At 37.2% G+C, this 23,189-nt stretch carries 23 protein-coding genes; 4 read left to right on the top strand and 19 right to left on the bottom strand.

Annotated elements, in window-relative coordinates:
- Positions 1-13: 13 nt before the first annotated feature.
- The 3 genes from Q2T41_RS08610 to dinB all read right to left on the bottom strand — a co-directional run bounded on the left by Q2T41_RS08610 (position 14) and on the right by dinB (position 2,884).
- Positions 14-1,099: an efflux RND transporter periplasmic adaptor subunit gene (locus Q2T41_RS08610; RefSeq protein WP_304435737.1), complete on the bottom strand. Its 1,086-nt coding sequence runs from the start codon at positions 1,097-1,099 to the stop codon at positions 14-16.
- A gap of 153 nt (positions 1,100-1,252) precedes the next feature.
- Positions 1,253-1,672 (bottom strand): hypothetical protein, encoded by a 420-nt coding sequence (locus tag Q2T41_RS08605; protein ID WP_074670558.1) that lies wholly within the window; start codon positions 1,670-1,672, stop codon positions 1,253-1,255.
- A gap of 108 nt (positions 1,673-1,780) precedes the next feature.
- The gene (dinB, locus tag Q2T41_RS08600; protein WP_304435736.1) at positions 1,781-2,884 is read right to left on the bottom strand and encodes a DNA polymerase IV; all 1,104 of its coding nucleotides are present in this window, start codon (positions 2,882-2,884) and stop codon (positions 1,781-1,783) included.
- Positions 2,885-2,936: 52 nt separating this feature from the next.
- On the opposite strand from dinB, the gene Q2T41_RS08595 reads away from it, so the two are divergent.
- A complete protein-coding gene (locus Q2T41_RS08595) occupies positions 2,937-3,407 on the top strand; it encodes a CYTH domain-containing protein (protein WP_304435735.1) in 471 nt (156 codons plus the stop codon).
- A 3-nt stretch (positions 3,408-3,410) separates the two neighbouring features.
- Here Q2T41_RS08595 and Q2T41_RS08590 read toward each other — a convergent pair whose 3' ends face one another.
- The 16 genes from Q2T41_RS08590 to Q2T41_RS08515 form a co-directional block, all read right to left on the bottom strand.
- Positions 3,411-3,869, bottom strand: a complete 459-nt coding sequence (locus Q2T41_RS08590) for a hypothetical protein (protein ID WP_304435734.1) — start codon at positions 3,867-3,869, stop codon at positions 3,411-3,413.
- Positions 3,870-3,920: 51 nt separating this feature from the next.
- Positions 3,921-4,316, bottom strand: a complete 396-nt coding sequence (locus Q2T41_RS08585; protein WP_089261025.1) for a hypothetical protein — start codon at positions 4,314-4,316, stop codon at positions 3,921-3,923.
- 9 nt (positions 4,317-4,325) lie between these two features.
- On the bottom strand, positions 4,326-5,345 hold the full coding sequence (gene pheS, locus Q2T41_RS08580; RefSeq protein WP_304435733.1) for a phenylalanine--tRNA ligase subunit alpha: 1,020 nt from the start codon (positions 5,343-5,345) through the stop codon (positions 4,326-4,328).
- A 70-nt stretch (positions 5,346-5,415) separates the two neighbouring features.
- Complete coding sequence (locus tag Q2T41_RS08575) at positions 5,416-7,290, bottom strand: SulP family inorganic anion transporter (protein WP_304435732.1); 1,875 nt, start codon at positions 7,288-7,290, stop codon at positions 5,416-5,418.
- Between the two features lie 181 nt (positions 7,291-7,471).
- On the bottom strand, positions 7,472-8,104 hold the full coding sequence (locus tag Q2T41_RS08570; protein WP_304435731.1) for a carbonic anhydrase family protein: 633 nt from the start codon (positions 8,102-8,104) through the stop codon (positions 7,472-7,474).
- A 6-nt stretch (positions 8,105-8,110) separates the two neighbouring features.
- Positions 8,111-8,938 carry a universal stress protein gene (locus tag Q2T41_RS08565; RefSeq protein WP_304435730.1) on the bottom strand — a complete coding sequence of 276 codons (828 nt, stop codon included), beginning with the start codon at positions 8,936-8,938 and terminating at the stop codon, positions 8,111-8,113.
- 39 nt (positions 8,939-8,977) lie between these two features.
- Positions 8,978-10,570 carry a SulP family inorganic anion transporter gene (locus tag Q2T41_RS08560; RefSeq protein ID WP_304435729.1) on the bottom strand — a complete coding sequence of 531 codons (1,593 nt, stop codon included), beginning with the start codon at positions 10,568-10,570 and terminating at the stop codon, positions 8,978-8,980.
- A 72-nt stretch (positions 10,571-10,642) separates the two neighbouring features.
- Positions 10,643-10,939 carry a hypothetical protein gene (locus Q2T41_RS08555; RefSeq protein WP_144803246.1) on the bottom strand — a complete coding sequence of 99 codons (297 nt, stop codon included), beginning with the start codon at positions 10,937-10,939 and terminating at the stop codon, positions 10,643-10,645.
- A 57-nt stretch (positions 10,940-10,996) separates the two neighbouring features.
- On the bottom strand, positions 10,997-11,758 hold the full coding sequence (locus tag Q2T41_RS08550; RefSeq protein ID WP_089261018.1) for a tetratricopeptide repeat protein: 762 nt from the start codon (positions 11,756-11,758) through the stop codon (positions 10,997-10,999).
- Between the two features lie 2 nt (positions 11,759-11,760).
- On the bottom strand, positions 11,761-13,488 hold the full coding sequence (locus Q2T41_RS08545) for a BatD family protein (RefSeq protein ID WP_089261017.1): 1,728 nt from the start codon (positions 13,486-13,488) through the stop codon (positions 11,761-11,763).
- Positions 13,489-13,544: 56 nt separating this feature from the next.
- Positions 13,545-14,399 carry a tetratricopeptide repeat protein gene (locus tag Q2T41_RS08540; RefSeq protein ID WP_304435728.1) on the bottom strand — a complete coding sequence of 285 codons (855 nt, stop codon included), beginning with the start codon at positions 14,397-14,399 and terminating at the stop codon, positions 13,545-13,547.
- The gene (locus Q2T41_RS08535; protein ID WP_089261015.1) at positions 14,392-15,438 is read right to left on the bottom strand and encodes a vWA domain-containing protein; all 1,047 of its coding nucleotides are present in this window, start codon (positions 15,436-15,438) and stop codon (positions 14,392-14,394) included. The genes Q2T41_RS08540 and Q2T41_RS08535 overlap by 8 nt, the downstream gene beginning before the upstream one ends.
- A gap of 1 nt (position 15,439) precedes the next feature.
- Positions 15,440-16,438: a vWA domain-containing protein gene (locus tag Q2T41_RS08530; protein ID WP_304435727.1), complete on the bottom strand. Its 999-nt coding sequence runs from the start codon at positions 16,436-16,438 to the stop codon at positions 15,440-15,442.
- The gene (locus Q2T41_RS08525; protein WP_304437423.1) at positions 16,439-18,100 is read right to left on the bottom strand and encodes a hypothetical protein; all 1,662 of its coding nucleotides are present in this window, start codon (positions 18,098-18,100) and stop codon (positions 16,439-16,441) included. It abuts the gene before it with no gap.
- 5 nt (positions 18,101-18,105) lie between these two features.
- Positions 18,106-18,972, bottom strand: a complete 867-nt coding sequence (locus Q2T41_RS08520; RefSeq protein WP_144803230.1) for a DUF58 domain-containing protein — start codon at positions 18,970-18,972, stop codon at positions 18,106-18,108.
- A gap of 100 nt (positions 18,973-19,072) precedes the next feature.
- Positions 19,073-20,074, bottom strand: coding sequence for an AAA family ATPase (locus tag Q2T41_RS08515; protein WP_089261011.1), 1,002 nt, complete (start codon positions 20,072-20,074; stop codon positions 19,073-19,075).
- A 159-nt stretch (positions 20,075-20,233) separates the two neighbouring features.
- Here Q2T41_RS08515 and Q2T41_RS08510 point away from each other — a divergent pair, with 159 nt between their 5' ends.
- From Q2T41_RS08510 to Q2T41_RS08500, 3 genes are read left to right on the top strand one after another with little or no spacing between them, the layout of a single operon-like run.
- Positions 20,234-21,109 carry an aldo/keto reductase gene (locus tag Q2T41_RS08510; protein ID WP_304435726.1) on the top strand — a complete coding sequence of 292 codons (876 nt, stop codon included), beginning with the start codon at positions 20,234-20,236 and terminating at the stop codon, positions 21,107-21,109.
- Between the two features lie 11 nt (positions 21,110-21,120).
- Positions 21,121-21,873 (top strand): SDR family NAD(P)-dependent oxidoreductase, encoded by a 753-nt coding sequence (locus tag Q2T41_RS08505; protein ID WP_304435725.1) that lies wholly within the window; start codon positions 21,121-21,123, stop codon positions 21,871-21,873.
- 21 nt (positions 21,874-21,894) lie between these two features.
- Positions 21,895-23,031, top strand: a complete 1,137-nt coding sequence (locus Q2T41_RS08500; protein ID WP_089261008.1) for an ATP-binding protein — start codon at positions 21,895-21,897, stop codon at positions 23,029-23,031.
- The last annotated feature ends 158 nt before the right edge of the window (positions 23,032-23,189 follow it).

Here is a 23,189-nt window from a genome sequence, read left to right as displayed (position 1 = left end):
CTTTGTTTTTTGGTTATTCGGCGTAAACGGCCAATTTTGACATTACCTCGGTAGGTTCGGCAAATAGGGTTTCAATCTTTTCATTGTTTTTAACCATTCTGATACCGTCTACCAAAATTCTGTCTTTAAGTTGAAGACCTTTGTTGACTACAAAAAGGTGAGGCAATTCAGCGGCAACCGAAATTTCGGTTTGGTGAACAACATTATCATTATCAAGAACAAAAACGTAGCGTTTGTCCAATATCTCAAAAGTTGCTTTTTGTGGTATGATCAAAGCGTCATTGAAAGGAATGGACATGAGTACGCTACCGGTTTCACCGTGTCTTAAAATCTGATCTGGGTTAGGGAAAGTGGCCCTAAAGGCAATGTTACCGGTTTCATTATTGAATTCTCCTTCAATAGTTTCAACAATTCCCTTTTGGTTGAACCTTTTATTGTTGGCCATTAATAGTTGAACCTCTTTTTTAGAGTCTTTGTCCGTACTCATGATATAGTCTAGATACTCAGCCTCTGGTACATTGAAATAGACCCACATTTTAGAATTATCGGATAAGGTGGTAAGTAGTTCTCCCTCGTCTAAAAGGCTACCTTCCCTAACATGTAAATGGTCCATGATACCATCAAAGGGAGCTCGAATATTGGTAAAGCCTAAATGGGTCTGTGCGAGAGAAACTTCTGCGTTGGCCTTATCAAAATTGGCTTTTGCCATGGATAATTCGTTTTCAGAAACCACATTTCCATCAGCTAAAAGTTGGGTGTTTTGTAGTTCTATTTCGGCAACTTTAGCCTCTGCCTTTGCTTTTTGTAAATCTGCTTCATAAATGTTGGGCATTATATTGAACATTTTTTGCCCTTTTTTCACTATCTGTCCTTCGTCTACATGAATTTCGTTCAAATATCCTTTTTCAAGGGCCCTAAGTTCAATGTGTTTAAATGAATGTATTTGACATACATAATCTTTGGTAATTGAAGTGTCTTTTTTAATTGGACTGGTAATTAAGAATTTGGTGTGCTCTTCTTTTTTTTCTTTTTTAGAATTACAGCTTGCCACAATGAACAAAGTGCATGCGGTAGCGATCAGGAGTACGCTCTTGGTCATAAGTATAATATTTAATTGATTGGAAAATAAAATGTGAATATGTGGAGACACGCACAATTCATAAAGCAGAAGATGATTACATCTTAAAATTGGCTGCTGCTAAAAAAATGTAGACGTGTTTTGGGTCAAATAGAGACTTGACCTGAAGAAATTTTAAATACGAAATACCTGATATAGGACAAAGCGCCTATTTGCTATGGGTAGAAAAGTAAATAGCTTTTGTAGTGTGCTGCTATTTGTAAAATAGCTGAATAAGAATAAAACAGCTAATAAATAAAATGAAGCAGAAGCTTGTTGCTGCGCTACATCTTTTTGAAAATGAGATTGTTTACTTTCTTCTTCTTCAATTTCAATGGCCTCAATTGCCATTACCTTATCTAGGTTGCCAAATGAGTTTTTAAGAACAGTTTTGTGTAAAGCAACCGTTTCTTGGGTATTGCCTATAGCATGTTGAAATTGCTGAATATTATGAAAAGAGGTATGCTCTATATTGTAGTTACCGTATAGAGGGCTGTATATACCAGTTAGTAGTATACAGATGGAAAGAAGAAATTTTAAAAAACTCTTTTTCATTTAAGGAGCCAAAATTATTCTAGCTATTGTTGCTGTACAACTAAAAGCCGTTAATTTTTGTTAACATTTTCAATTATTGGTCAAAAGGCTAAAAAATGGGGTGAATAATTAAAAATCAAACTTTAATTGCACTAAAATCGATTTATCGTCAACTTTTTTCGCCTTTTTATCATCTGTATTTAAGTTAGATAAAGAAATACCCAACAGTCTAACCGAATTCTGAAGCTCTTCTTGATAAAGTAACTCTTTGGCAGTCTCCAGGATCAAGGCTTTATCAGAAATAAAATAAGGTATGGTCTTGCTTCTGGTATTCAGGGTAAAATCACTGTATTTTATTTTGAGTGTTAGAGTTTTTCCGGCAATGGTAGATTTTTTTAATCTTCGCTCCAATTCTTGCGCAATATGCTCTAACCTTTCCAGCATAAAAATTTCACTGCTGAGGTTTTCGTTGAATGTACGTTCCGCTCCAACAGATTTTGGTATGCGGTGCGGTTTAACTTCAATATTATGAATGCCACGTACTACATGATAATAGTATGGACCGCTTTTGCCAAAATTTTCGGCAAGAAATTCAATGGATTTTGATTTTAAGTCCTTGCCCGTAAAAATGCCCAGCTTATACATTTTTTCTGCAGTAACCTTACCAACGCCATAGAACTTACGTATATCTAAATTTTCTAAAAACGGAATTACCTCTTCTGGATTAACCGTTTTTTGTCCGTTAGGTTTATTGATATCACTTGCTACTTTGGCTATAAATTTATTGATCGAAATTCCTGCGGATGCATTTAAGCCTGTCTTTTCTAGAATACGTTGCCTAATTTCTGTGGCAAGCATAGTGGCAGAAGGGTTTCCTTTTTTATTTATGGTTACATCAAGGTATGCTTCATCAAGTGACAATGGTTCTACCAAATCTGTGTATTCAAAGAAAATGGCCCGTATTTGTTTTGAGATTTCCTTATAACGATCAAACCGGGGTTTTACAAAAGTAAGGTGAGGACAGTTTTTTCTAGCTTGAAATCCGCTCATAGCACTACGCACACCAAATTTACGGGCTTCATAATTAGCTGCCGATACCACGCCTCTTTTCTCACTGCCACCAACGGCCAAGGGCTTGCCCTTTAAATCTGGGTTGTCCAACTCTTCTACGGACGCATAAAAGGCATCCATATCAACATGAATAATTTTTCGAAGAGGCAATTCATTGGGCATAAGCAAATTTAAGACTTATCTTAGTTTATGAATAGTAGTTTTATCCATTCATATGTTAGAAATAGAGCGTAAATTTTTGGTAGGATCAGAAGATTATAAATCTGAAGCAAGATCTAAAACTAGAATAGTACAAGGCTTTTTAAATACAGACCCCAGCAGAACGGTTAGAATTAGAATAAAGGGAGATTTAGGCTTTATTACCGTAAAGGGGAAATCCAATGCTTCGGGCACATCCAGGTTTGAATGGGAAAAGGAAATTTCTGTAGTAGATGCTGAAGAGTTATTGAAATTGTGTGAAAAAGGAGTACTTGAAAAATGCCGATATGACGTTCCTTTAGGTAAGCATATATATGAAGTGGATGAGTTTTTTGGGGATAATGAGGGTTTAACCATTGCAGAGGTAGAACTGGAATCGGAAAACGAATCATTTAAAAAACCCAGTTGGTTGGGTGAAGAGGTTACGGGCATGATTAAATATTATAATTCCCAATTGAGTAAAAACCCTTTTAAGAAATGGCACTAAAGGTTATTTAATAACACTTATCTTTTCAAAACCATTGTCCATTTGTATTATGTTTTTCTGTTTTAGATTATAACTAACCTTCTCTATAATAGGTAGTGCGGTACAACATTGATTTATGTTTGTTCTAGGTTCAACCGTTGTCAAGACCAAGGTATCGGTTTCGTTTGGGTTTAGCTTTATGGAATAGCTGGTTTCCCCAATAGCACCAACGATTATGAAAGTTACTAGTTTGGTAGAATCCAGCGGAATTAACTCTACACTGGTTCCATCAATTTTAATTTCAATGGTATCTAGTTTATAGGTTTCGTTGGTAATTAAATTAGTTCCTTCTTCATCCAGAAATTCAATGGAAAATATTTGTTCGGTAGCACAATCAATTACGGCACAATCTAATCCGTCATCAATTTTACAGTTATATAGGAAAGCTAAAAGAAATAGGGAAACGAATAATTTAAAGCTCATATTCTTTTTCTCTAAGACGTATAAATAAAAAATGGTTGCTTTGGAAAAGTACTATTTTGCAAGAACTCCCTCTTTTTCAATAAGGGGTATGGTTACCAAATTTTGAATGTTTACGGTATTCTTCTCAAAAATGAACTTTCTTTCAAATAATTTTTGGTCAGCAAAATAGGTTACATAAAACTCGTTGTGCAGGCCTAGTACATCTTCCTGAACTACTTCTATTTTTTTATAGGATTTGGCATGGACCACATCTACGGCATGTCTCATGATAGAAGTTTTACGATCACCATCATATCCTTTAGAAACGACCATGGTCATTTCTATGGCATTGGGGCGGTCATTAATAATGTAGGCATTCCAATCCTTATCCAAAAATTCATCGTTCCATTCATGGACAATGGCTATATATACATCTTTGGAAATAGGTATTTCAATATCTTTTTTCACCAAGGAATTTTATAGGGTACTTTTAAACTGCTCTAGAAAACGAAGGTCGTTCTCGCTCAATAATCGGATATCTGAAATTTGATGCAGTAAAAGTGCAATACGGTCAATACCCATCCCAAAGGCAAATCCGGAATATATATCTGGGTCTATACCACAGTTCTTAAGCACGTTGGGGTCTACCATACCGCAGCCCATAATCTCTAACCAACCGGTACCTTTTGTCATTTTATAATCCGTTTCAGTTTCCAGTCCCCAATAAACATCTACTTCTGCACTTGGTTCGGTAAAAGGAAAATAAGAAGGTCTAAGTCTAATTTTGGATTTCCCAAAAAGTTCTGTTGTAAAATATTGTAGTGTTTGTTTTAAATCTGCAAAAGAAACATCCTTGTCAATATAAAGCCCTTCTACTTGATGAAAGAAACAGTGAGATCTAGCGGAAATAGCCTCGTTCCTATAAACTCTACCAGGTGATATGGTTCTTATGGGAGGTTGGTTGTTTTCCATGTAGCGTACTTGTACCGATGAGGTATGGGTACGCAACAATATATCTGGATCTGTTTGAACAAAAAAAGTATCCTGCATATCTCTTGCCGGATGGTATTCTGGTAGGTTTAATGCGGTAAAATTATGCCAGTCGTCCTCTATTTCCGGACCTTCTGATACATTGAAACCTATTCTGGAAAAAACATCTATGATTTTATTTTTTACGATAGAAATAGGATGTCGCGCACCAAGTTCAATTGGGTTGCCCGGTCTGGTAAGGTCTCCAAATATTTTTTCGTCCTGTCCAGAATGCTCCAAGGCTTCTTTTAAAGCGTCCACTTTTTCAGTTGCCGCTTGTTTCAACTGGTTTATGGTCTGTCCAAATTCTTTCTTTTGTTCGTTAGGAACATTTTTAAATTCGGCAAAAAAATCATTTAAAATTCCCTTCTTGCCCAAATATTTGATCCTAAACGTTTCTACATCCTTTAAAGAGTTGGCCGTAAACGCATTGACTTCCGTAATCTGTTCCTTTATCTTATCAATCATACATGTTGATTAAAGCCGCAAATTTATAACTTTTAAAAAAGGTAGAATATGTTTTTCTGCCTTTTGATGGTTACATTGACGGTATTTTGTCCTTAACGTTCACTTTGACCCAAACCAGACATTCCTTAAAATTATCAAATATATGTTCCTCTGGAATTAAATCTGGAATGACGCCTACACGTTCCATCATATACCTTGGTTGTTTTAGGACATCAACGAATAATATGGTAATCCCAGATTTTTTAAGGCTGATAAGTACATCTTCCAAAGTATAAAGTCCGGATTGATCCATATATTGCATTCTTCCCATCCTAATGATTACAGTAGATGCCGTTCGTGGAATTTGATCTGCCATTTGCTGGAAATCACTGGTAGATCCAAAGAATAGAGGTCCTTTTAAATGTTTAATAAAAACCTCTTCCTGTAAATTTTTGGGAAACCCTGCTTCGTCCGGCCAATTCACTTCCTTTTCCAACGTTTTGACATCTGACCGTTCCGCGGTCAAATCTCCCATTTTTTTCATGAACATTAAAGATGCGATCACTAAACCAATACCTACTGCATAAACCAAGTTCCATACTGATGAAAGTACCAATACCACTAACATGATCACTACTTCTGAGCTAAATTTAAAAGGACCCAAACTCATATCTTTGGGAAGGCTGGGTATGGCCTTTAAGCCTTTATAATCCATTACACCTATACCCACTGTTACCAATATTCCCGCTAGTACGGCCGCAGGAATCTGTGAAGCAACCGGACCTAAAGCTAGAAGAATTATCAACAGTAGAACTCCGGCTACCATTCCTGATAATTTGGTTTTTCCGCCTGCATTGATATTGACTACGGTTCTAATGGTTGCACCGGCACCTGGTATACCACCAAAAACTGCGGCAATACTGTTCCCTATACCTTGACCCACAAGTTCTTTGTTGGGCTGGTGCTTTGTCTTTGTCATATTATCCGCAACTATAGAAGTTAAAAGGGAATCTATGGCACCTAAAAGTGCTAGGGTCAATGCCGTAAATATGTATGGCGTAACAGATGAAAGTTCAAATTGGGTAAATATACCAAGGTTAGGAATTGGGAAACCACCGGGTATCTGCTCAATGGGCCTATAGTCCAGGTCCAAACCATAGGCCACCCCAGAAACTACTACCAAAGCCACAAGGGCACTTGGTATAGTGGTGGTAATGCGTTTAAATCCATAAATGATGATAATGGTAGAAAGTGCCAAGATCAATTCTAACCAATTTATATTTTTCAAGGCCCTTGGCATTACTTTAATTGCACCGATAACTCCAGAAGCTTCGGATTTTGCCAAAGTTTGGGCTTCTTTGAGCATGTCCTCATCGGTAATATGCTCGGCACGTGCTATGGTTTCCTTAAAATTTTCAAGAACCAAAATACCTTCGCCCGCTTCTTCCTTTAAAATATTGTCAAGGATGATTTCTTCGGCCATGGGTTTGTATTGTGCTACAAATTCGGAATCTTCCTTAGGGTAGTACCCTATGGCAGGTAAAATTTGGGTAACCAAGATTATGACACCAATTGCCGTCATAAAGCCGGAAACTACAGGATATGGTATGTAACGTATATATTTACCAATTCCCAATAGTCCGAGACCTATTTGCATAAGTCCGGCAAGTAGAAAAACAATTAATATGGCGGGCAGGGCTTTTTCTAAGCTACCATCGTTAATGGCAACGATACCGGCAATGACGACCATACTAACTGCTGTCATGGGAGCGGTAGGTCCTGAAATTTGGGTATTGGTACCTCCAAATAGTGCAGCAAAAAAGCTAATGAAAATTGCTCCGTACAGACCGGCACTGGGACCCATTCCAGAACTTACACCAAATGCCAATGCCAATGGCAATGCTACGATTCCAGCGGTGATACCGCCAAATAAATCTCCCTTAAAATTTGAAAACAGATTCTTCATATATTTTAATTATAATTTAATGAAATAGTATCAAATTTGTTAGAAGTGATTCTTGCTTCTTAGTGAAAGTTAAATTACAAAATTCCAGTAGTAAACAGTGGTGTATTGGCTTTAACATAATGGTTTAAAAAAACCGATGAAGTATTCATCGGTTTCTCATAATCGATTAAACCAAGGATAATTATTGTTCGAAAAATTCCACGGCACCTGTAGATATATCATACATGGCGCCCACGATCAAAACTTCTCCGTTTTTCTCCATTTCTGCCAATACCGGACTGTCCTTTTTTATATTGGCAATGGTCATTTCTACATTTTTAGCGGCAACTTTATCAACGAAATCAAGATTCTTAGAATTTCTAAGGCTTTCGTCCTTTGGTTCTGTAACGGCATCTACTGCAGGTTCTATCTTGTTGATCAATGCAGTTAGGTTACCCAACCTTGCGTGATCACACGCCCCTTTTATTGCACCACAACTTGTGTGTCCCAAAACTACTATAAGTTTTGTGCCTGCAAGTTTACAGCCAAATTCCATACTGCCCAAGATATCCTCGTTCACAAAATTACCTGCAATCCTTACACTGAAAATATCTCCCAAGCCTTGATCAAACACCAACTCTGCAGAGACCCTAGAGTCTATACAGCTCAATATCGTAGCAAAAGGAAATTGTCCTTCACTAGTATCATTTACTTGTTCTAAAAGATTTCTATTGGCCTTAAGGTTATTTTGAAATCTTAAATTTCCTTCCTTAAGAAAGTCCAATGACTTTTGCGGTGTCATTGTGGCTTGTGTTTCCTTAGTATGTGCTTTCATATGTTTTTAATTTTTAGTTATTTGTCCTGTTAATAATAAAGGAATATTAAGGTTATCTAAAATATCGGTAATATTGGTGGTCGTTGAAAAAGATTTTCCCTTTTTATCCGTGCTTAATTCACCTCTATCCACACATAGTAGATTTACCTTGTTGAAGGTTATATAGTTGGAAATGGTTTTTGAGGTATTGTCGTTTTTATCAAATACAAATTCAATATTTTTAGTGCCAATTTCCTCTTTTTCACTACTTTTTGGTATACTGTTTTTGGAAATTTTAAACGATTTCAATGGTTTTTGAGTATGTGTTACCAACCGTGTAACCAATTCTGTCAATGAATTTTCCTCAGAATCGCTTAACATACCCAAAGAAAGGTCTCCATTTAATTCCAGAACATTTTTTTGATCGGTAAAAAATACCGGTCCATGATGTTTTTTAAGGACGAAAGGTATGATATGGTCACCTAATAAATTAAATAGTTTAGGCTTTCTTTTGCCCATGACTATAAAATCCGGTTTCTCATTATCTATATAATGTTCAATTTCATGTTTTACGTTACCTATGGCACAGGAATAGGATAATGGAACACCAAATTTTTTAGAATAGGTGTTTACTATGGCATTTATTTGCTTTTCCATTTCCATATACCCTGCATTTAGATTGCGCATGGCAGATAATTGACTTTCTTTTTTTACAACATCGGTTGCTTTTTTTACATGGAACAAGGCAATTTCACCTTTAAATACCTTTGCCAAGTTTAATGTGCTTTTAAGGGTATTTTCCAAGGAATCCTTTAATTCTGTAAAAATGACAATTTTATATTTTTTAGTTTTCATAATTACAAGTTTATAGACCGTAAGATTTGGTCATGTTAATTAACTGAGGCTCAATTTTGACTTGGGCCTTTCTTCAAAGAATCCAATGTAGCTTGGAGGATTTTCTACCACCCCACGTTTAGAAACCAATTTTATATCTATGTTTCTTTCTTTGGCCTTAAGGCTAAAGTCCTCTAGAATTTCAACGATATCATGATCTAAATATCTCGTTTTCATAATATCTATTTCTAAATAGGTATCTCGTGGTAAACTATCCAACTCGTTCAAAATAGCACCTTTGTTAAAAAAGGTCACTTCTTCTGCCAAGGTCATCTTAATCTTGTGTTTACCATTACTATTGTCCTCAATATGTAAAAAATGCGAGTTTTGGTAACTCTTTAAAAGAATAACTACAATACCAACCGCTAATCCTAGACTTATACCTATTAGAAGATCGGTAAATACAATACCAAGTACGGTTACGAAAAATGGCACGGATTGTTTCCACCCTAGTTTATACATTTTTTTGAAAAGGGCAGGTTTTGCCAATTTGTACCCTACTATGAACAGAATTGCTGCCAAGACCGATAATGGAATCATGTTCAACAATCTTGGAATAAGAATCACCGAGATCAATAAAAGGAAACCATGTATTATAGCAGATAATTTAGTTCTACCCCCAGATTGTATATTGGCAGAACTCCTAACGATTACCTGTGTAATTGGCAATCCACCGATTAAACCAGATATAATATTGCCTGTACCTTGCGCCAAAAGTTCCCTATTGGTTGGGGTAACATTTTTGTGGGGATCCAATTTATCCGTTGCCTCAACACAAAGCAAGGTTTCAAGACTGGCCACCAAAGCTATAGTAAATGCAGTAACCCAAACTTGTGGGTTAGTTATGGCGCTGAAATTAGGAAAGCTAAATTGTCCCAAAAACGATGCGGCATCTTCTGGTACAGGTACACTTACCAAATGGTCAGAGGATATTGCAAGTACATCACTGTCCTTGGTCAGCACATAAAACAAAATACCTACGGCCACGGCCACCAATGGTCCTTGAATCAGTTGAAATACTTTGCCTTTTTTAGATAAAACCTTGTCCCATAATAACAAAATTGAGAACCCTATAATTGCAATTAGTGTAGCTCCTGGACTTATATTGTTAACGGTATTGATTATTTCTGAAAAAGTGTTTTCACCATCAACCTGGAAAAAGGCCCAATCTCCTTCCGGATCAGGGTCATAACCAAAAAAATGAGGTATTTGTTTCAAAATAATGATAATACCAATACCGGTAAGCATTCCTTTAATAACGGAAGAAGGAAAATAATATCCAATGACACCGGCCTTTAAAACACCAAAAATAATTTGGATCATGCCACCTAAAACAACGGCAACCAAAAAATTCTGGTAACCGCCCAAGGCTCCAATTGCTGTTAATACAATTGCCGCCAAACCTGCTGCTGGTCCACTGACCCCAATTTTAGAGCCACTTAAACCTCCTACTACTATACCGCCAATAATACCGGCAATTAATCCTGAAAACAATGGGGCCCCACTGGCCAACGCAATACCTAAACATAAAGGTAGTGCTACGAAAAATACTACGATACTTGATGGAATATCGCTCTTAATGTGCTTAAACATAAAATAATGAAATTATATCCTAGCGCTCTGCTTAGGATTGATTAGTTACTTAAAAAAAATTAAAATGGTAAACTAACCTAGGTATTCCGGTGGGGGAGAGATAACTTCTAAAGCAAAATCAAAACAGCCTAGTAAATAATGCTTACGGCTGTTGGTGTTTTGGGTAAGCGCAATTAAGGAAAAATCAATAGCATTTTCCTTTACATATTTTTCTTCGCCCATTGACTTTTTACCGGTCTCTTGTTGTTCCTCTTCATTAAGATTGGTAACCACAATAGGGTTTTCGGTATCGCACAAGGTTATTATGCTAGGTGCAGTAATTGCAAAAAGCCATAATAATAACAAAGTAATGCGCGCTATATGTTTCATTTTTTTGAATCGATGACAAAGATAAGCCCGAGTCTTTAAATATCTGTTAAATTATATCTAAAAATCTTTCAACAGCCTTAAATCTTCCTTATTGGCCCACCCTGTCTTACCATCGGTCAATTGTATTTTGTTCCATTGCTCCAATTCATCCAACACATTCACTTTGGTTCCCGAATGGAGAATAAATAATTGTTGGCCGGCAGTATTGGGTTCGGACTTTATGACGCTTTCTTCAGCAAAAATAATGGCCGGTTGCCAAGCGTTGAAATCGCTCTGTTGAATATAGGCGAATACAATGGCCACCAAACTAACGAACAATGCTAAAAGGCTACCAATAAAGGTCCACCTTTTTCGTGTGGAATAATTTGAAAAATAAAATAGGATGTACAGAATTACAAATGCCAACATAGCGGCAATTGCTAGGTATGCCCATTGATCAAAGGTTAGCTTGCCGGTTATATTCTTATATAATTTGGATAGTCCGGTTTCTGGCAGGGTATCTATAGCGTCCAAGGTCATATTTTGGGCATAACTGAGATTGGTCTTTATTTCTTGGTCATTTGGCGCCAGCAACAAAGCTTTTTCGTAGTAATATATGCTTTCGGCAATTTTATTAAGTTTATAATAGGCGTTGCCCATATTAAAATAAACCGCGGCAGAATGCTTGCCGTTATCCAATATTTGGGTATAATACTCTATGGCACTATCATATTCACCGGCATTATAGGCTGTGGTAGCTTGATCGAACAATTTATTGTTCTGGGCGCTACAGCAAATAACCGTAAAAAGACCAATGATGAATGCTATCTTTTTAAACATGATTATAATTGTTTATCCATTAATGAAATTACCTCACTGGCCTTTTCATAATCTGCCTGCATTTGAACATCGGAAAATGGACTATATCTTGCGGCTTCGCAACTTTGCAATAAGGATATGAAATTGGTAATGGTGCTTTCTTCAATGCCTTTTTTGTCCAATAACACGGCAATTTTATCTTTACTGAATTCTGAGGTCTCAATTTTAAGCTTGGCCTTTAAATAATTATGCAATGCCCTTTCCAATGCCACATAAAAGGAATCTTTGTTACCCAATTCCTTTTTAGCCGCCGACAAATATTTACGAGCCAATTTATTGGCCTTTCTGACCTTGTTTCCGGCAACGTCTCCTGCTATGGCGTCTCTCTTTTTCCTAAAAATGATTGCCAAGGGTATTAATAACAAAGGTAGTAGCAGCCAAAGATAAAATTTGGTGGACCTAAAAAAGTATGAAACTGTTTTATCGGATAGGTTAGGGGTCAGTTTTATAAAATTGAACTTTGTACCACTGGCGATCACGGCCTGTTTGCTATTCGCTACATTTGGAGATGGGGTATTCAATCCATTTAAAGGACCTTCTATGACATTGATGATAATTTCATCAGAGGTTAAGGTAGTGTACTTTTCTGTTGAAGGGTTAAAATAGCTAAAACTCATTGGGGCAATTGGGTATTTTCCCCTAAAGGCCGGTACAATGGTATATTGGTTACTGATTTTTCCCTGCATGCCGCTCAACGTAGTTCTTACCCCTTCCGTAAATTCAGGTTCGTATACTTCTAAAGCACTAGGTAATTCAGGTTCTGGAAGTTTAAAAAGTTTAAGGTTTCCCTTACCGCTGACCTCTACGGTAGCCTGTAATGACTCCGTAGCGTTTAAACTTGTTTTACTGGTAGACACGTTAAAATTGAATTCCCCTACGGCACCGTTAAAATTAGCCGGTTGGTTTTCAACCGGTAACGGCTTTACATTTATGGTCCTACTGCCTGCGGAAACCGTTTTATTGGTTTGGGCGTACATACGGCTACCAAAAAAATCGCGTCTTCCTGTGGGAACGTCCACGGTTACATCCAAGGATAAGGGTTCAATGTCTAGCTTACCGGATTTTTGGGGATACAGCACTACACGTTTTAAAGTTACGTATCTGTAAGGTTTGCCCTTATAAGTTCCATTTTGGGCACTTAACGCGGATACCTTAATATCTTGGCTCCAGAAATTATTATAGGTAGGATTGTCCAAGGGTTGATAATTGGATACACTAATATTTGGACTTACATATAATTTGTAGACCACTGTAATAGCCTCGTTCAAATAGGGGTTGGTTTTGGAAATCTCAGCAACTAAATGTAAGTTTTCATCGGCAATGTCATCTGCCGTCATTTGATCACTTGGTTTATCTACCGCAGCGGTCACTTCAACTTCCTTTGCCAAGGATTTGTAGGTTTCTCCCCCAATTGATATGGATGCCTGCTTAATGGTAAATTTTCCCTTTGCTGTAGGGGCCAATGTATAGGAATAGGATTTGGAGTAACTCCTTACCCCATTTATCCATGAAGAACTTATGGATTGTGACGGACCCATGATGACCCTAAATCCTTCAAAATCCGGGGGATTAAAATTATCGCCGTCACGGTTCATGACAAAATCTACCCGCAAACGTTCATTTAAGCCTAATTTGGGTTTGCTTAATTTCATTTCAAACGTTACTCCACTATTGTCCTGTGCCATCACCATAGAGGACGATAGCAAAAACAATAGTGCCAATGAGTATTTTAAAATGCCCTTAATCTTTACCAATCTTTTTCGTTTTTAATCTTAACACCTTTAACTTTTTTGGCGTCAATTTTATCTTGAACTTTTTTCTCGGCGTTTTGCATTGCCCTTAATAAATTTTCAACTTGCTGTTTGGAAAGTTGATTTGGCCTAGGTTGCTGCTGTTGCTCCTTATCCCCTTGTTCAGGTTGTTTCTTTTGATTTTTTTTATCGCCTTCACCATCTTTGTTCTCGTCTTTTTGCTCTTCATTTTTATCGCCTTCCTCACCTTTGTCCCCTTCATCTCCTTGGTCTTTTTTGTCCTCGTTTTCCCCTTCGTCTTTTTTGTCCTGGTCCTTGTTTTCGTCCTGGTCCTTTTTGTCCTCGTCCTTATCGTCTTGGTTCTGTTGTTTGTTTTCCTCGTCTTTTTTAAGTAGTTCTTTTGCTAGGGCAAGGTTGTACCTTGTCTCTTCGTCCGTAGGGTCATTTCTTAAAGCTTCCTTATAAGCTTCAACAGCTTTTTCATATTCCTTACGTTTCATAAAAACGTTGCCCATATTGTGGTAAGCGCTGTGCTTGTCTTTTTTGGAGGTCGATGTTTCTCCTGCTTCCTTAAATCTACTGAAAGCTTCGTTATAGGTCTCGTTCAAATAATAGGCATTGCCCAAATTATAAGGAGCGGCACTATTTTCCGGACTTTCTGATATGGCTTTTCTATAATTGACCTCTGCGGCAATAAAATCATCTTCGGATAAGGATTTATTGCCTTCCCATGTAAGATTGGTAGAGGTTTTCAATGCCTTTTCCTTTTCTTGCTCGTTCATTTCCTGAGCAATACTATTAGCAGACAAAGAAACAAAAACCGATAGGGTGATAATTCTGATTTTATTCATGTCTTTTTTCGTTGAACAGGTTTAATTTCTTTAACCAGCTTGTTTTACGGTCCAATATAAAAATATCTAAAAAGAGAAGCAAAAGGGCCGCCCCAATGAACCATTGAAACTGATCTTTGTATTCTGCAAATTGTTTGGCCTCAAACTCCTTTTTGTCCATTTTCAACAATTCCTCTTTAATGAATTCCACAGCTGCATCTGTGTTGGAACCATCTATATATTGTCCTTTACCTTCATTGGCAATATCAACCAATACAGCTTCATTTAACCTGGTTATTACGGTTTCCCCTTGATTATCTTTCTTTAAGCTCTCTAAAATTCCGTTTCTTTTGATAGGAATTGGTGCACCTTTTGCTTTTCCGACACCAATGGTATAAATGGTTATGCCCTCATCTACGGCATCCTCTACGGCATCTATAGTAGAACCCTCGGAATGGTCTTCTCCATCAGAAATAATGAACAGTACCCTGTTTGTTTGCTCCGCATCATCGTAATACGTGCTGGCAAGTTCAATGGCTTGGTCTATAGCGGTACCTTGTGAGGTCAACATATCTGTGTTCATACCTTGCAAGAACATTTTTGCCGCTCCGTAATCCGTAGTTATGGGCAGTTGTGGATATGCTTGTCCGGCATATGCAATAATCCCTATACGATCACTGGCCAATTGATTGATTATTTCCGAAACCAGTCTTTTTGCTTTTTCCAATCGGTTAGGGGCAATATCTTCGGCCAACATACTTTTAGAAACATCAACAGCAAATACAATATCTACCCCTTCACGTTTAACGGTCTCTAATTTTGTACCAATTTTGGGATTGACCAAACCTACGATCAATAATCCTAAGCTTAAGATGAAGAGTATTAGCTTTAAAGCACTTTTATTTGTGGAGTAGCTTGGGGTAAGTCTTTTAAGCAGTGCGGTATCCGCAAATTTTCTTTGGGTTCTTTTTTTCCAAATCAAGACCATTAGGTACAGTACCACAATTACCGGAATGATAATGAGCAAGTAGAAATATATTTTTTCGTCTAACTGTACCATATTATACAAAACTTCTAAAAAGAGTGTTCCTTAAAATCCATTCAAATAATAGAAGCGCCCCTGCTAATAAAATCCAAGGTCTAAATTTCTCTTCATAACGATAATATTTGAATTCTTCAACTTCGGTTTTTTCCAATTTGTTGATCTCATCATAGATTTCTTCTAGAGACTCATTATCCGTAGCCCTAAAATATCTTCCGCCTGTGGCCTGTGCAATTTCCTTTAAAAGTGCTTCATCTATTTCTACTTGTCTCATACCGTATCTAAACGAACCGTCTGCGTTATAGGATACCGGGGACAATGCATTGCCATTGGTGCCAAGGCCAATTGTATACGTCTTAATTCCGAATTCAATGGCCAAATCCGCTGCGGTCTGTGGTTCTATGAACCCAGAGTTGTTTACACCGTCCGTAAGTAAAATGATTATTTTACTCTTTGCCTTGCTTTCCTTTAGTCTATTGACTGAAGTTGCCAGTCCCATACCAATAGCCGTACCATCTTCCAATTGACCATAACTAATTTCGGAAAGTGCATTGATGACAATAGCTTTATCCGTAGTAATTGGCGTCTTGGTATATCCTTCACCAGCATAGGCTACCAGTCCTATACGGTCATTTGGTCTTTTCTTTATAAAATCTGCGGCTACTTCTTTTAAAGCTGATAATCTGTTTGGCTTAAGATCACGGGCCAACATACTTGAAGACACATCTATTGCCATAACGATATCTATACCCTTGGTCGTTTTGGTACGTGTTGATATGTCTTCTGTCTGGGGTCTTGCCATTGCTACGATAATAGCACTCAAAGCCATAAGACGCAAGAAGAACAACAAGGGTTTAAGTTTTGGCAATAAGCTATTTTGATCAAACCCTTTTAAACTTGATATACGAAGAGACGCAGTCTGTTCTTTTTGCTTAAAGATATACCATGCAATGGCTAATGGCAGTAGTAGAAACAGCCAAAAGAACCCTGGATTTGCAAAAGATATATTTTCTAACATTTATACTTCTGTTTTAACTTCTACCGATGCTAAAATTCGGTCAACTATTTCTTGTGCGTAATCATCATCTTCTAACCAAGTTAAGATTACATACTGTTGAAAACCCTTGCCGCCAAATAATAAAACAGTGTATTTGCCGTCTAGCGATTCGGTTACTTTTGGCGTAGAAAATTTGCCACTACCAAAAACCTTAACACCCGTGACACCGCTTATCGTAGAGAATTCTTCTTGTTTGGTAATAATGTTTTTTGCCCCTTGGGCCTCAAAATTGGATAAAATCTGCTCAATGGTCTTATCAAAATCGGGCTCTGCATTGGGATCGTTCAATGTAATGGAAGTAGCGGCAACACTAAACAGACCAATTTGGCTTGAGTAGGTAAAAGCTTGTATGTCCGCTATGGCAGCTTTGGCTTCTGGTGGTAATTTTACCTCTTGCCTGACCATTACTTTAGGCGTTTCCAGTTCAATAGGTGGAAAACCATATGAACTACGTACCCAATCCCCTTCAAGCAATTCCATGGTAGGATGTCCAAGAACGGTATCCTTTACATATCCAAACCCAAACTTTATACCGGCAATTGTAGTAGCAACGAGTAGTAATGCCACTAGCGATGCAATACCAATGATGATTTTTTTCTTTTTCTGTTTTCTTTCCAGCTCTTCTTGGTATTCCGCTTGCTCCAGTAATTCCTCTTCAGTAGGTTCAGGTAGGGCTTCATGTGTTTTCTCCACAATTTGCTCTACTAATTTGCGATCTTGTTCCGCTACTTGGGTAGATGGTTTGTTTCTTGCAAATTTCACCAAATCTGCCGTTTGCAATATCTGTTGAAACTGTTTTATAGTATCGTCATCCAAATTTAGCTCACCGGCATCCTTTAAAAGTTCCAGTTTTTCAATTAGTTGGCCAGTAGTACTTTCCAGTGCCGTAACATGCACATCTTCTTCTAAATAAGAACGTACTATAGTCGTTAGTTCAGAGTAATATTCTTTGTATTCATCCTGTATTAAGTATTTGGAATTCTCCAATCGCTTAAGTTCCAAAATAGCTCTATCATATGGGGGCAAAAGCGCTACTTTTTCTTCCTCTGTCAATGGTTTTTTTCTAAGAACGAACCAATAGAACATACCGCCCAAAAGAAGTAAAATCAGTATACCGTAAAGTATAAATTTTAAAATTTCCGAATTGCTCTTTTCGACATTTATAATGGGTTTAATGTCGTACATTTTTTGATTTAAGGTGTCTACGGGCACAGTTGCAACATTGATCAACATTGAATCCGTCATATAGCCGGTACCATTAATTTCAATTCGTTGTGAAGGCAATTTATATGCACCGGAATCAAACTGGGTAAGGGCATAAATTTTTTGCAAGGTCAGGCGGTCTTTTTTTCTAGTAGTATCGGTAGCAAATGCCTCAACGGTCTCTAGTGGTGAAAATGTTTGTCCTTCAGGAAAAATGACTTGTGCAGTGGTATCCACTTCAACGGTAACGGTCCATTGAACCTGCTCGCCTATTTTTATGGAAATCGTATCTATTGAAGTTTGTAAAATTGGTTTTTCCTGTGCGGACAGCTGAAGTAAACAGCTTAAAAAAACCAATACCGGCACATATCGTTTATAGAACGAAAAGCTTATTTTAAGTAAGTACTTATCATTAATCATTCGTATCAACCTCTTCTTTTAAAATAGCCCAATAATTTCTTTACATAACTTTCATCTACCCTACAGTCCAATGTGCCACAACCGGCCTTTGTAAAAGCCTCTTTGAAGTAGGCAACACGTTCCTTGTTGAATTGGGCGTACGCATTACGTACTTTTTTAGACTGTGTATTGACCAATTGTAATTTACCTGTTTCTACATCTTCTAGTTGAACCATTCCCAAATTAGGAATAGTCTGCTCCCTTTCATCATAAATCCTTATTCCGGTAACGTCGTGCTTGTTTCCGGTAATTTTTAATGTTTTTTCGTAGTCATCGCCAATAAAATCAGAAAGGACAAAGACAATGGCCTTCTTTTTCATGACACTGCTCAAAAATTTTAGTGCCTGGCCAATATCCGTTTTGTTACTTTTTGGTTTAAATTCCAACAGTTCCCTAATGATGCGTAGTGCATGGGTCTTTCCTTTTTTTGGAGGTATGAACAGTTCAACTTGGTCAGAGAACAAGATCAATCCTACCTTATCGTTGTTTTGCAATGCACTGAATGCCAATGTTGCCGTAATTTCAGTTATGATCTCATTTTTGAACTGGTTGGTGGTACCGAACAGTTCAGAACCGCTTATATCCACAAGAAGCATCATGGTCAGTTCCCGTTCTTCCTCAAATACTTTTATGAACGGTTCATTGTACCGGGCCGTTACGTTCCAATCTATATTTCTGACATCATCCCCAAATTGATACTGGCGTACTTCACTAAACGTCATGCCCCTACCCTTAAAGGTAGAGTGGTATTCCCCACCAAATATATGGTCGGAAAGACGCCTGGTCTTTATCTCTATCTTTCGTACTTTTTTGAGTAGTTCTTTGGTATCCATTTTGTTATTGAAACAGCCGTTATTTCTAAAATTGTCAGCATAAAATAAATGCAATTGGGTTTACATACGCCAATTGTACGCTGAACGCCAACGAATAACGTTATGGTACTTCTATCTCGTTTACGATTTTATTGATAATATCTACAGAGGTGATATTTTCTGCTTCCGCTTCATAGGTAATACCAATTCTATGCCTTAATACATCGTGTACAACGGCCCTTACATCCTCGGGTACCACATAGCCCCTTCTTTTAATGAACGCATAACACTTGGCGGCAACACCTAAGTTTATACTACCCCTTGGAGAGGCACCAAAACTTATCAACGGTTTTAAACTTTCAAGGTTGTATTTTTCTGGATACCTGGTAGCAAATACGATATCTAGAATATACTTTTCTATTTTTTCGTCCATATATACTTCTCTAACTGCTTTTTGGGCACTAAGAATCTGATCTATGGATACTACGGCGTTGACCGCTTCATAATTACCAAGTAAATTTTGGCGCATTATGAGTTGCTCCTCATTGATTTTTGGATAATCAATAACCGTCTTCAACATAAAACGATCCACCTGTGCTTCAGGTAAAGGGTAAGTGCCTTCCTGTTCTACCGGGTTTTGGGTAGCCATTACCAAAAAAGGCTTGTCCAAGGTAAACGTTTCATCACCAATGGTTACCTGTTTTTCCTGCATGGCCTCCAAAAGGGCGGACTGTACTTTTGCCGGGGCACGGTTAATTTCATCTGCCAAAACAAAATTAGCGAAAATGGGACCTTTCTTAATAGAAAAATCGTTCACTTTCATATTGTATATCATAGTACCTACAACATCCGCTGGAAGCAGGTCTGGGGTAAACTGTATTCTGCTAAAACTTCCTTTAACGGCTTTGGAGAGGGTGTTTATTGCTAATGTTTTTGCCAGCCCGGGTACACCTTCCAATAAAATATGTCCCTGGCCCAGAAGACCTATCAATAACCGTTCTACCATATATTTTTGGCCCACGATTACCTTGTTCATTTCAAGCATCAATAAATCGATAAAAGCACTTTCACGAGTAATTTTCTCATTTACGGCACTAATGTCAACTGAAGTATTTTCTTCCATTTAAATCGTTATATAATTGGTTATTAGCCTTCTGAATTTTAACAGTCATGCAAATTGAAAATTAAATCACTCAGTAGCTGTTAATGATAGGTTAAAAATAACGAAAACCCTATATTTTTATGAAGCCTTTAAGGGATTTCTTTTTAAATTCATCGACCTATGAACAACACGACCACGTATTCTAGAATTATAGCAGGTACCATGACATGGGGTAATTGGGGCAAACAACTTTCTATTACGGAAATGGTTTCTTTAATGAACCAATGTATGGAGAATAAAATTACCTCTTTTGATCATGCCGATATTTATGGGGATTATACGAACGAGGACCAATTTGGTAAAGCCTTTGCACAATGCGGTATTGCCAGGGAGAACGTACAATTGATCAGTAAGTGTGGTATACAGTTTAATGTAAAGGATAGAACCAATAGGGTAAAACACTATGAGTATGGAAAGGATTATATCATAGCATCTGTGGAAAGGTCCTTAAAACTCTTACGAACAGATTTTTTGGACCTATTGTTATTGCACAGGCCAAGTCCGCTCATGGATCCGTTTGAGATTGCAGAGGCTATTGATCATTTAAAGCAACAAGGAAAGATCAAACAATTTGGGGTCTCAAATTTTACACCGTCCCAAATAAAGCTTATTGAAAAGAAGGTTTCGGTAGAGGCCAATCAGATAGAGTATTCATTGACTTCCAATGAAGCAATGAACAATGGTGTTTTAGATGATTGTATCGTTCAAGATAGGCTTGCCATGTCATGGAGTCCCTTAGGTTCTTATTTTAGAAATGATACCCCTGCAAACCAAAGAATTGGTAAATTGTTAAAAGAATTTACCAAGAAATATAATGCTACTGAAGATCAGTTGTTATTGGCATGGATACTTAAACACCCTTCTAAAATACATCCTGTGGTAGGTACGGCAACTCCGGAGCGATTAAAATTAGCTATGGAAGCAGTACGCATAGAGATGGATTTACAAGATTGGTTTATCTTACTTGAAGCCAACGAAGGTCATGAAGTCGCATAAAAAAGTTGAAGATGAAAAAAACAGCATTTATAACGGGAGCTACCAGTGGTATAGGTAAAGCAACCGCCGTACTTTTTGCCAAAAATGGAATAAACTTGGTAATCTGCGGTAGGCGTCAAGAGCGGTTGGACCAACTTAAAAATGAATTGGAAAAAGAAGTCGATATCCATACCTTAAATTTTGATATAAGGGATAAAACCATGGTTAACAAGGGAATAGATGGCTTGCCGGAAGAATTTTCCCAAATAGATATTCTTATCAATAATGCAGGAAATGCGCATGGGTTAGACCCCGTTCATGAAGGGAATCTAGAAGATTGGGATGCCATGTTGGATATAAACGTAAAAGGCTTATTGTATGTTTCCAAGGCACTTATACCACAGATGGTACAGAGAAAATCCGGGCACATTATCAACATAGGATCCACCGCCGGAAAGGAAGTATACCCTAAAGGAAATGTTTATTGTGCAAGCAAACATGCCGTAGACGCCATAAACCAAGGCATGAGAATAGACCTTAACCCATTTGGAATTAGGGTTGGGGCCATAAACCCTGGTTTGGTGGAAACGGAGTTCAGTAATGTGCGCTTTAAGGGAGATGATGATCGTGCGGATAATGTATATAAAGGTTTTCAGCCACTAAATCCGGAAGATATTGCGGACATTATCCATTTTGTGGTAACAAGACCCTATCATGTAAATATTGCAGATTTAATTGTCATGCCCACGGCACAGGCATCCAGTACCATTGTAAATAAATCTTAGGTATTGAAAACATTATAACAAATGATTAATAAACGCCTATTGGTTAAAAACTTGCTCGCCCATAACGACGAGAATAGTTTTTACGATAAAAAGCGTTTTATATCCATTGGGGAAAAAGAGGGAAAGGCAAAATTTTTAAAGCATGTCTGTGCTTTGGCCAATAGCAATCCTTCCAATAATTCTTTTATAGTAATAGGTGTAGAGGATGAGGACAATAATATTGTTGGGGTAGATTTTTTTGATGATAGTAAAATCCAAAATCTGGTCAATGCATATTTAAACAACCCTCCCTTGATCTCATATGAGAATATACCGTTTCCGCATTTGCCGGACGGCAAGGTTGTAGGGTTGGTCACCATAAAATCCATAGGTAAGGTATGTTCCCTAAGAAAGACCATCTGGAAATATTACGCAGGTTCTGTATTTTTTAGGGAAGGGAGCATTAGTTTGCCAAAAGCGTATGATATAGAACTTAAGGAAATAAATAATGAGGCTGTCGCTACCATAGAGCAACATGCAAAGAACAATATAAAATTAACCTTAGACGGAGTAATTGATTTTTTAAACAATAGGCATAAAGATTTAGAAAGTGATTATAAGGTTTTTAAAGAGCAATTTGTAGTTTGTTGGGCCGGCAATAAAAAAGTAGTGAACGGGGAAACCTTTTATTATAGGGTAGATATTGAATTGATTAACGAACAGGTGAAATTGTTCTACTCTAATTTAGATGAGGTAAAAATCAGTATTGATGAAAATTCATTTACAACAATAGAATTTGTGCAATTGGGACTAGGGGCCAAACAAAAATATTATCCATTAGAAAAAGTGGTAATTAATTTTAATGAAAATGGCACTTATCAAATTAACAGTGATTTGCTTTTTAATCCGCCTAAATACAATCAAAAGAAACTGGGGGAAATTTATAAAAACAATAATTTAATTATAGAGAAGGCCAAAGCTAACATTGCATTTAGTCCTATGGAGGTCAAAAGTTTAAAATATTTGGCAGATACTTATCTTATTTGTTATTTAAATGGATTTGAACAGGCCAAGGAACAGATGGAAATAGCAAGGGGGCTTTTAAAACATGCCTACCCCAAGGTTAATACCTCAATAAAAGAGGCACTGAGAATACTTAGGAAGGTTAGGTACAATTAAAATTCCATGATATAAAAACCACTTTTTGGTCTATAAGTTAGAATTTTATTTGTGGTATACTGATGTTTTAATATGGCTTCATCAAAACCATAGTGACCAAACAATTTACAAATAGAAAGGTTGCCCAAATGCATTTTTTTAATGAATAGGTATTCGTT

It is taken from the genome of Maribacter confluentis, from assembly GCF_030505015.1.
GTDB lineage: Bacteria > Bacteroidota > Bacteroidia > Flavobacteriales > Flavobacteriaceae > Maribacter > Maribacter sedimenticola.
This window is presented reverse-complemented; position numbering and strand designations above follow the sequence as displayed.